Source organism: Siphonobacter sp. (genome assembly GCF_048595215.1).
GTDB lineage: Bacteria > Bacteroidota > Bacteroidia > Cytophagales > Spirosomataceae > Siphonobacter.
Map to the genome: position 1 here is coordinate 1 of NZ_JBMDWJ010000336.1, position 10374 is coordinate 10374.

The following is a 10374-nucleotide window of genomic DNA, read 5'->3' on the forward strand; positions in this document are numbered from 1 at the left end:
CTTCAGATACACATACCCTCCGGCAATGTCAATGATCCAGTTGAATCGTTTCAGTACATCGCCGCCCAATACACTGATTTTCTGTCGACCGATCGCTCCCTCAAAAAAGCTGACTGGAGCTTGTTCGAGCTTAGCTTTTCCCAGTAAAAAGGCAGGCAGGCTGGATTTCTTGGTCTTCAAAGTATTGCCGTACGAATCCTTTAACTCCTGTCCACTGATGACGGGCAAACGTTGAATCTGAGCGTGCTGTGCCACCCAGGCATCATCCAGTAACAAGCTACCCGCATAACCCGAATGCATGAGAAAGGAATGACGAAGCGTGTCCGTCCCGATAACCAGTCCACCCTCCAGATAAAGCATATCCTGCTGGAGCTTGAAGCGAAGTTTTTCATATCCCTGCATGGCTTTGGGAAGGTGCTGGTGGAGGACAAGAACGTTCTCCTCAAAATTGATCTCGACCACCCGGCCCGCAAAGAAGTCAAGACCAAACTTTCCATCGGTACCGGGCCCCGAATATTTATTTTCCCAAATGGGAACCTGTTGATAGGTAAGATCGCCCAACTGCAGCGTGTTGTTCGGACTATACCGGGAGGCGTTTCCCTCACCACCCCAGCTTTTGACGGTGTCGGTGCGGGCAAATTGCAAACTTTTTACCTTCTGCGTAGCGTCTTCCGTAAGCGTGAGTCCACTCGATGCCGTGTGGAACATGAGCTGTAAGGTATCGATCCGATTAATGAGAACCCGTACCGAGATGTTATTGGCGGGGGTCAGTTGAAAGGGGATTCGGACCGGCTTTTCCTGACTCCAGGATTTTAAACAAACTACGAAAAGAAAACTGAGCAGGCTGAATGGTTTCATGCAGAAGGGAGCGATACGTATGGAAATTGAAAGTACGGAAAATAGATCAACTGGCCATAAAAAAGACCAGCCTTGTGTAGACTGGTCTTTTTTATGCGAATAACGTAAGTGTTTATAAAGACGCCTTCGTGAGTTGAATGGAATTTTTTCCCTGGGGCGTAGCCACTTCACTAGCGATCAGAAGCTGGTTATTACCTACCATCAAACCACTCGGATTCATGGTACTGGCAGTTTCATTGAGCCACTTCGTGTCAGAAACGGCAGTGCCTTTAACCGTTCGATACGCAATGCTTTTACCGGCACCATCCTGTTTGTTCTGGTCCCAGAGTAACACCCCACCGTCTTTCGAACCCACCAGGGCGGCATTTTTAGCTGAGGGATCCGTAATGACGAGCAGTTTTTTACCTTCGGTCGTTACCAGACGAAGACCGGGCTCGTTCTTACCCGCTGAAAACCACGATACCAGTCCGGTCTTCCCTGAACGTACAGAAACGGCACCTGAATGCGGGCACCCATTGATTTGCCAGTTATCATCGTGCAGAATCTCGGATGACGAAAACGTTTTGCCATTGTCTTTGGAAACCAGTCGGGCAATGTCACGAATGTTGTCGCGATTATCGCGGTAGTATACGTTGAGCTTGCCATCGGTATCAGTCAGCAAACTAATCGGGCAGCAATCGCAGGGTGTAGGGTCCAGCAATTGTTCGGATTCAAAGCGATCTCCTTTCGATACGACCAGGCGTAAGTCACGCTCTTCGTGTTTGGTACTGCCGATCACATCTTTCAGATAGGCAACGGCTACTTCACCATTGGCCATAACCGTAGCGTCGAAAAAGCCCCGCAGAGCGGGTACGTCTACATCCTGGTACACAGGCTGGGGCGTAGACCAGCTTTTGCCAGCGTTTTTGGAAAACGTATACACGACCTGCATGGCTTTCCGGTCCCCCATGTTAGGACGACCTCCGCCGCCGGCTGGCCGGGCACCATGACCTTCGTGGCCACCCCCTTGTGGAGCAGCGGCTGGGGCGGCTGTTGCCGCCATCGGTTTGGCCGTCATTTTAGGATTATAGGTGAAAACGGCCACCCAGGTTCCGTCTCCTTTAAAGATAAGTTTGGGCCGCATCAACTGACCCGTACCAATGCCGGGTGCTGAAAAGATCAGTTGTTTGTCGGAAAAATGCTGACCCTGATCGGTAGACGTAGCAAAGTAATAACCCACTACACTTTGGTTATCCTTCTCGGTCCAGGATAAAACTACATCTCCTTTGGGTGTTTTAGTCAGGAGTGGAAGTCCGTATACTTTAGTCGTATCGCTAAACAATGGATGGGCCGCGAAGGCTCCCAGGCTCAAGCACCAGAGCAAGAGAAAATACGTAAGACGTATCATAATCGGATAAAGTTTAGATATGATCAAGACCAGCTATAGTTGTTGGGAAGGTGCTGGGAATAGAAGAGCAAACCTAATGATTAAGAACTAGTCTAAATAGTAATTAGGCCAAAAAGTGTATAAATGAGACTCAATCAGTAATAGATTAGATATAGGAGAAACGAGAGATGGATATTGGATAGATGTGAAATGGAAATGAATAGTAGAGAGGGTAGTATTAAGAATAGTAAAGGTTCAAGAAAGATAAAGATTTTAAGTAACATTATAACGTAAAAAAAACGTTATAATAATCTAATACTATTAGAAAGACTCCTGCTCTGATAACGAGGTATTTCCGCAAGTAAAATCAACGGCAAATGAGTAGAGTAACCATTCATCCAAATTCTGGTAATGACCGGACGCCTTTCCAGAAAGATTACTATTCAACAAGCTTGATAAAATAACACAACAATAGAATAAAGCATGGCTTTTCAAAGGCAGAGACCAGCTTAATAAGCACAGCTTACTAATGAAAAAGTCCGTAGCATTCGCTACGGACAACCCATCGATTTTGCTTAAACTAAACCGGGAAGTTCCTAGTGACAGTCAACCCCCAAGTGGTTCAACTAACCAATTAAACTCTTATAAACATCGGGTCATTTCCCCCACCCTAGCATTAAATCATCGCTGATCTGAATACGGAGACATTTCGGGCACTCTTGAAGTCTTCAAAACCCAAGGCCGGAAAACGTGAACCTAGTCTATAGGCAACTAAACTAGGTTCACATACAAGGGAATAAGCTGAGGTCAACCCTGGAATACCGCTACTAAAGCTTCCAAAGCTCCCGGAGCGTGCATCATTTCAGTAGATTCAAGGGTAGCTCTAGCCACTTGTGACGCCCGGAATCGCATCTGTTGTTCATAGGCTGCAATGGCTTCCACCGTAGTCGTATAAGCAGGGTTAGTCAGACACTGATTCAATTCAAGAGCATCCGCCATGGCCATATTCACACCTTCTCCCGCGTAGGGTGGCATGAGGTGAGCCGCGTCGCCTAATAGGGTCAGGTTAGGTTGTGCTTCCCAGGTTTGATCTAAGGGCATGCAGTACTGCGGGCGAGGGATAAAGGGCGTTTCGGCTTGGGTAAACAGTTCGGACCAACGATTATCCCACGCCGCAAACTCCGATTGGAACCAGGCTAATACCTGATCTTTCTGGGTAAAGTCAATCCTTGACGTCCGTACCCAGTCTTCTTCCGTTCTGAATCCTGCGTAGAAGGACATACTACCATCCCCTTTCGAACTCACAATCAGTGACTGACTGTTTCCTAAAGCAAAGATCTTGCCTCCTTTTAACAGCTTATAAATGGATGGACTGGCTGTTTCGGCATTCGGAACGCCTCCTTCCAATACCGTGATGCCACTATAAAAGGGGGTGATTTCCGTTAAAAACGGTCGAATGCGGGAACGAGCCCCGTCGGCCCCAATCACCAGATCCGCTTGTACGGATGTGCCGTTTTGAAAAGTCAGTTCCCATCCTTCTTGTCTCGGTCGCATCGTCATCAACTGACGATCCCAAACTACCGTACCGGGCTGTAAGGAATCCAGCAACAGGTTTCGTAAGGGTCCACGGTCAATTTCAGGACGATCCTCCTGATACGAATCCTGGGCATGATCATCCCAATAGATCGTGCCCTTCGCATCTACGACTCGTAATTTACCGGCATTGGGTCGGTAATTGGCCCAGAAGGCTTCCATCAGTCCCGCTTGCCGGAGGGCTTCCAGACCCGACTCTTCGTGTAAGTCCAGGGTAGCTCCCTGCACGCGGGCCTTTTCGTTCACATCCCGTTCGTATACCTTTACCTGAGCTCCTTGTAGTTGTAACAGGCGAGCAAGGGTTAGGCCCCCCGGTCCTCCGCCGACGATGGCGATTGTTTTACCTTGTATAGTCATGGCTTTTTGCGTTTAAGTACGCAGCAAACCTAGACAGCAGGGAGGGTTGAAAATTGTATAAATCGGTCCTCGACATTTTTGCTTAACTCTTTGGGTACGACACCGGCAAACTTTTTCACTTCCCGAATGAAATGAGCCTGATCGGTGAAGTTCTCTTCCGGAAAGAGTTTTCCCTGACGAAGGTGCTCAAACGAAGCCCTGAAACGCAGAATGGTACTGTAGGTTTTTAAAGGCAAGCCAAACCACTGGGTAAAATAACGATTGATCTGCCGACGATTCCACGTTACCCGCCGGGCCAGTTCTTCTACGGATAGATCGCCCCGGGACTCGTATAATAATTCAAATAACTGCTGCTTTCGTGGATCAGGATTGGGTTGCATACGACGTTCAATGAACTCACTAACGCGTGAACAAAAGCTTGTAAAATCCTGAAGATCTTCCGGCTGAATTTCCCAGAATCCTGCCGGTAACAAGCGACCCGTATTCAGCAGGGCAGCCACGCTTTCGCCCAATACGTATTCCACCGCTAATAGGTTTAAACTCACCGCAAACATCCGCGTCCCCGGTGAAAGGTCTCCCTTGCCGGGTTCCGTATCCAGTCCGCGTAACATCGCTTGTACCCACCCTGTCGAAGTCAATGAAAAGAGAATATCCACGCGTCCGTCCGGCACAACAATGACGGGCAGCTTCTGTTCGGATGATTGTTCCAGCATCCAGAAACTCTCCACAAAGGTTGAAAGGGGGCCGTCGGGCTTTCGAAATTGATAAGTTAGACCGTAGGTTGACATAGCGGCACCAGCGTAAACAAATGATTACCCAAAAGTAATGCGTACCCGTTAAGAGGATACGCAGGAGCTACCTTTTTCTCTAACGAAAAAACAGATTTGAATACCCTATTCTCTTCTTTGCATGCCCGTAGCTTTAACGATGTATAGAACAATCCATTAAAATTGAATTTGTCAAAAAGGCCGAGTAACAAGCCGATCCCGTATTTTTGGGCATGAATCAGTCCCAACTTGATGCCCTTCGCGAAGCTCTTCAGGTTTCGCCGCAGAATGTACCCCTTTGGCGAATGCTGGCCGATGCTTATTACCAGCTCGCTCGGTATGAAGAAGCTCTCGAAGCCTATAAAGCGGCCCTACAACTCAGTGCTGACCTGGATTTAAAATTCAAACTGGCCGAATGTTACCTGCAATTATCCAGTTTCTCAACGGCTCACGTCATTGCCGAAGAATTACTGGATACGGCTCCCTCTCCGCAGGTTCTGTTTCTGCTCGCTCGTATTGCCCTGGCGTCTGGTGATCTACAGATGGCCAATGCGTACTACAAACAGGCCACCGCTCAGGATCATACCCTGACGCAGGCAGAATTTGAAGAGCAACTCAATCAGGCCATTCGAGACTCAGGTTTGGGTCAAACCAGCAGTTTCGACGAGGTAATTGACCGCATCCAAGCAGAAGGTTCAGGGCTTATCGAAAAACCCCGCGTCACCTTTGCCGAAGTCGGAGGACTTTCGGCCGTAAAGGAAGAAATCGCATTAAAGGTGATTCACCCGCTCAATAATCCAGAAATTTACAAAGCCTTCGGCAAGAAAATTGGCGGTGGTATTCTGCTGTACGGCCCTCCCGGTTGCGGGAAAACGCTGTTGGCCCGGGCTACGGCCGGTGAAATCAAAGCGAATTTTATTTCAGTAGGGATTAATGAAGTGCTGGATATGTGGATGGGTAACTCCGAAAAAAACCTGCACGATCTCTTCCAGCAGGCCCGGATGCATACGCCTTGCGTTCTGTTTTTCGACGAAATTGATGCCCTGGGTGCCAGCCGGACCGACTTACGCAAGGCGGCGGGCCGTACCCTCATCAACCAATTTCTGGATGAACTGGACGGCGTGAAATACAGCAACGAAGGAATTCTGATTCTGGGAGCGACCAATACGCCCTGGTACCTGGACACGGCCTTCCGTCGCCCGGGTCGTTTTGATCGCATTGTGTTTGTGAGTCCGCCCGATGTAGCGGCTCGGGTAGAAATTCTACGAATCCTGCTGGCTGATAAACCGCTCGAAGGAATCGATTACCAGTCCATTGCCAAACAGTCCGACGGTTATTCGGGGGCAGATTTACGAGCCCTGGTCGATCTGGCTATTGAGCAAAAATTACCTGAATCGCTTCGGCTGGGTCGGGTACTACCCCTGACGATGGCCGACTTTAAGGAAGCTCTCCGCAGGCATCGCCCTACGACCAAAGAATGGTTTGCAACCGCCAAAAATTATGCTCTGTATTCCAATGAAAGTGGTCTGTACGACGATATTTTGACTTATCTAAAGCTAAAGTAGAGATATCGGAATGCCTTAGCGGCAGCAAGTCCCTTACGTACTACCGCTTTCCTTTCGGTTGTATTCGGGCACGTTCTAATCGCCTACCTATTGTATTAATTGTACGTAAACTATCCTTCGTTTGGAATCGAATGCCCTTGATAAAGCCCGTCTGCTGATGAATCTTAACCGTACTGCGGAAGCGATTCAGGAATTACGGCAGTGGCTGTTGCAACAACCCGAAGATTTAGAAGCCCTGATTCTGCTCGTACAGGCCTATATCAATACGCACGAATATGCGAAAGCACTGGAAACGGCCGAGGAACTCCTAAGCCAGGCACCCGACTATTCCATTGCTCACTATTTTTACGGCGTGACCTTACTGCTTGCCAAGCGATACGCTGATGCCGAACAGGCTTTGCTGGAAGCCGTTGAGCTGGATCCCTGGGATGCGGATTATTTCAACATGCTCGGCACCCTGCATAACCTGCAGAAAAACTGGGAAAAAGCGTTGTTTTACGCCGACCAGGGTCTGGCCATTGACCCCGAGCACGTGCAGTGTCTGAACACGCGTACCGAAGCCCTAACTAAATTGGGACGGCTGGACGAAATGCAGAGTACCATCGAAGATACCCTGGCGGCCGACCCTCACAACGCCTATACGCAGGCTACCGTCGGTTGGAGTAAACTGGAACGGGGGAATATTTCGGAAGCCCGACAGCATTTTGCTGAGGCCTTACGGATGAAGCCGACGTACGAGTTTGCTCAGGAGGGGATGAAAGAAGCAGTAAAGGCCAAGAACCCCTTGTACCGGGCTTATCTCAACTATTCGTTCTGGATGAGTCGTCACCAGTCGAGCATGCAGTGGTCTATCATTTTAGGGGTACTGCTGGGGCAGAATCTGGTTCGCCAGTACGCCGAACGCTTTCCTGTTTTGAATGTACTGCTGGTCCTAATCATCGCTTTTCTGTATTTCACCTGGGTCATGATGCCGGTGGGTTACCTGATTCTACAGCTGGATTCGTACGGAAGAATGGCTCTGGAAAAAAATCAAAAGCGACTGGCCTGGATTACGGGCATCGCTCTTTGCGTAGGGGTACTATCGTTAGCCGTTCATTATTGGCTGGATTACGGCCCCTTGTTTCTGTTAGGTATGTACGGACTGCTGGTTATTATTCCACTATCTCGACTGCTCGATCACCCCGAACGTATTCCAACCTGGCTTAAAGTCGTAAGTTGGTTGATCATTGGCTTAGGAGCGTTAGCGGTTCTGGTTGGATTTGTCTACCTCGGCCTGGGTCTTCTACTGGGTTATCTAGCCTTTTTCGGGGTATTAATTTACAGTTGGTTGTATAACTTTGCTTCGATGCGAGGAGCTTAAAATACCAATTTCCTGGATACTTGAAAAGAATAAAACCCGAGTGGAGGCACCTCCACTCGGGTTTTATATATATACTGTCTGGCGTACGTAGAAGATTCTATGTTTTTATACCGTTTGCCGGGAAGCCATTTCTTTACGAATCACCGGGGCCACTTCCGTACCGAACAATTCAATGGCTCTGAGTATTTTCTTGTGTGGAACCAAATGCCCGCCGATGAGTTGAGCCAGGTACCGCGTTTGCTGGAACAATTCGTAGAAGTACATGATTTTGTCGATGATCTGCTGGGGACTGCCCACCATTAGAGGTCCACTTTTCTGCATGAACTCGACATAATCCCGGCCAATGGGTGACCAGCCCCGCTCCCGCCCTACCCGGTTCATGATGAGTTCATAGGGTGGAAAAAAGTCGTCGATGGCCTGTTGAGCCGTATCGGCGGCGTAAAAATGAGAGTTGATGGCCAGTGGGAGTTTGCTTACATCGTGACCCGCCTGAGCGGCCGCCTGCCGGAAGAGCTTGACAAACGGTACGAAGCGATCGGGCGTTCCCCCAATGATGGCTACCGTCATGGGTATATTCAGTGAGCCCGCCCGAGCCGCCGAAGCAGGCGTACCACCGACGGCCAGCCATATAGGCAAAACCTCCTGTAAGGGTCTTGGGTACACACCCAAGTCCTGAATGGCTGCCCGAAACTGTCCCTCCCAGCTAACCTTCTCGCTCTGATTAATGGCTAACAGTAATTCCAGCTTTTCCGTGAACAAGCCGTCGTAATCGTTGAGGTCGTATCCAAACAAGGGGAAAGACTCGATAAACGACCCCCGCCCCGCCATGATCTCCGCCCGTCCATTGGATACTAGATCCAGTGTAGCAAAATTCTGAAAGACCCGTACTGGATCGGCAGAACTCAATACGGTTACTGAACTGGAAAGTTTGATGTTTTTCGTCTGAGCCGCCGCCGCTGAAAGGATTACTTCCGGTGCCGACACCACAAAATCAGGCCGGTGGTGCTCACCCAAAGCAAAGACGTCCAGACCTACTTCATCGGCGAGTTTAATTTCTTCGAGCAACTGCTGTACTCGTTCGTGGGCATTACGGGCTCCACCCGAAACGTGATCGGGATGGATTTCACCAAAACTGGAAATACCAAGTTCCATGCGTTGAAGCTAGATAGGATTCGATTTGTTGGCTTAATGAAAAAATACAACAAATGATTCCTTTTTCGCCGCTTTTCCGAAATCCATGCCCTTTCAGTAATGTTTCGCAGTAAAATATACTTTATTTATACTCAATCTACCAATAAGCATATAGTACCAAACACTATTTAATACTCATTAAACAATACAACTATTACTACAAGAGGATTCAAGTATTACTATAGCTTCTCAAATACGTATACAATTCCTTTGCTGCCCAATTCACGACTCTTATTTAGATATTCCAAATCGTTTCCGCTAAAATGATTACTATCTATCCACTGAACCTTTCTTTTTTACAGCCCGATCACTACGCTGTTTGTTTGCTTTATCTGAAAGCTTCCTGAGTTCTTACTTGACAATTTGTTGGGCCTGGCGGTTTCATCCGTTAGGTGATCCTTTTTATTACTAATCAATTTTTCATCCAATTCCTTTACCCTATGAAGACTAAACAACTACTTACTACTGCTTGCTTTTTGGCGGCCCTGTCGGCGGCTCCTTCACTCCAGGCCCAGATGAAAATCGGGGGTACGGGTGCTCCTAATGCAGCAGCTTTGTTAGATTTAAATACGAACCCCTCTGCTAACTCTGGTCTTCCTTCCAAAGGTCTTTTGATGCCTCGTGCCTGGCTTACCACAACGACGACCTGGGGCTTAGCGGGTAATGCCGTCACCGGTATGACCGTTTATAACGGTAACGGTGCCATTACGAGTGAAAACGTGAATTATCCGGCGATGGGTGCGGGTGAATACTACTTTGACGGTACAGGCTGGGTTTGTAAGAAACTCGCCCAGCCCTGGAATGTAGTAGGTACTACCAACCCGGCAACCTCTAATAACCAACATATTTACCAGAAGGGATGGGTAAGTATTGGTACTTCGCAGCGGCAAGGAAGACTGACCATTGTGAACGATGGTGCCGGTACGGGAGATGAAGATAATGTTCGTGTATTCAGCTACGGTAATGGTACCAGCCCGGGATTAATCTTAACGAGTTCCCGAGGCAGTGAAGAATCACCTTCCGATATTGTAACGAATACGGAATTGGGAAGTGTATCCTTCGGAGGACGCGTCAATAATGCCTTTGCTCCCTTTATGTCCCGAGTGATTTCCTACTACAAGGGCGATGGAACCAACAACCTCAGCACCCTTCAATTGCAAACCAGTGGAACGAATCGACTGATGATCAATGAAGAAGGTAGATTTGGTTTTGGTGGTGCCAATCCTACGTATTTCATGGAAGCCCGCAGTAGTCGTCCTACTGAACCAGTAGTTGCCTACTTCGATAATGGCGGTGACATTGGAGCAGATCGGGGAA

8 protein-coding genes are annotated in these 10374 nt (G+C 48.5%); 3 read left to right on the top strand and 5 right to left on the bottom strand.

What is annotated here, in order from left to right; translation table 11 throughout:
• From ACOJTG_RS20750 to ACOJTG_RS20765, 4 genes are all read right to left on the bottom strand, one after another.
• Positions 1-858: hypothetical protein (locus tag ACOJTG_RS20750; protein WP_420155564.1), on the bottom strand; the 858-nt coding region annotated here is incomplete at its 3' end.
• A gap of 112 nt (positions 859-970) precedes the next feature.
• Positions 971-2245 (bottom strand): sialidase family protein, encoded by a 1275-nt coding sequence (locus ACOJTG_RS20755; RefSeq protein WP_420155565.1) that lies wholly within the window; start codon positions 2243-2245, stop codon positions 971-973.
• A gap of 786 nt (positions 2246-3031) precedes the next feature.
• A complete protein-coding gene (locus ACOJTG_RS20760; protein WP_420155566.1) occupies positions 3032-4174 on the bottom strand; it encodes an FAD-dependent oxidoreductase in 1143 nt (380 codons plus the stop codon).
• A gap of 29 nt (positions 4175-4203) precedes the next feature.
• Positions 4204-4962: a DUF6597 domain-containing transcriptional factor gene (locus tag ACOJTG_RS20765; protein ID WP_420155567.1), complete on the bottom strand. Its 759-nt coding sequence runs from the start codon at positions 4960-4962 to the stop codon at positions 4204-4206.
• A 212-nt stretch (positions 4963-5174) separates the two neighbouring features.
• Between ACOJTG_RS20765 and ACOJTG_RS20770 the strand changes: the two genes are divergently transcribed.
• Both ACOJTG_RS20770 and ACOJTG_RS20775 read left to right on the top strand, forming a co-directional pair.
• Positions 5175-6506 (top strand): AAA family ATPase, encoded by a 1332-nt coding sequence (locus tag ACOJTG_RS20770; RefSeq protein WP_420155568.1) that lies wholly within the window; start codon positions 5175-5177, stop codon positions 6504-6506.
• A 121-nt stretch (positions 6507-6627) separates the two neighbouring features.
• Positions 6628-7866, top strand: coding sequence for a tetratricopeptide repeat protein (locus tag ACOJTG_RS20775; protein ID WP_420155569.1), 1239 nt, complete (start codon positions 6628-6630; stop codon positions 7864-7866).
• A gap of 105 nt (positions 7867-7971) precedes the next feature.
• Here ACOJTG_RS20775 and ACOJTG_RS20780 read toward each other — a convergent pair whose 3' ends face one another.
• A complete protein-coding gene (locus ACOJTG_RS20780; protein WP_420155570.1) occupies positions 7972-9018 on the bottom strand; it encodes an Atu2307/SP_0267 family LLM class monooxygenase in 1047 nt (348 codons plus the stop codon).
• Between the two features lie 479 nt (positions 9019-9497).
• On the opposite strand from ACOJTG_RS20780, the gene ACOJTG_RS20785 reads away from it, so the two are divergent.
• A partial coding sequence (locus ACOJTG_RS20785) for a hypothetical protein (RefSeq protein ID WP_420155571.1) occupies positions 9498-10374 on the top strand: 877 nt, incomplete at its 3' end.

Bases quoted from the DNA above. Each gene is read 5' to 3' on its own strand.
- ACOJTG_RS20770 (WP_420155568.1), top strand. From the start codon at position 5,175: ATGAATCAGTCCCAACTTGATGCCCTTCGCGAAGCTCTTCAGGTTTCG.
- ACOJTG_RS20755 (WP_420155565.1), bottom strand. From the start codon at position 2,245: ATGATACGTCTTACGTATTTTCTCTTGCTCTGGTGCTTGAGCCTGGGA.
- ACOJTG_RS20760 (WP_420155566.1), bottom strand. From the start codon at position 4,174: ATGACTATACAAGGTAAAACAATCGCCATCGTCGGCGGAGGACCGGGG.
- ACOJTG_RS20765 (WP_420155567.1), bottom strand. From the start codon at position 4,962: ATGTCAACCTACGGTCTAACTTATCAATTTCGAAAGCCCGACGGCCCC.
- ACOJTG_RS20780 (WP_420155570.1), bottom strand. From the start codon at position 9,018: ATGGAACTTGGTATTTCCAGTTTTGGTGAAATCCATCCCGATCACGTT.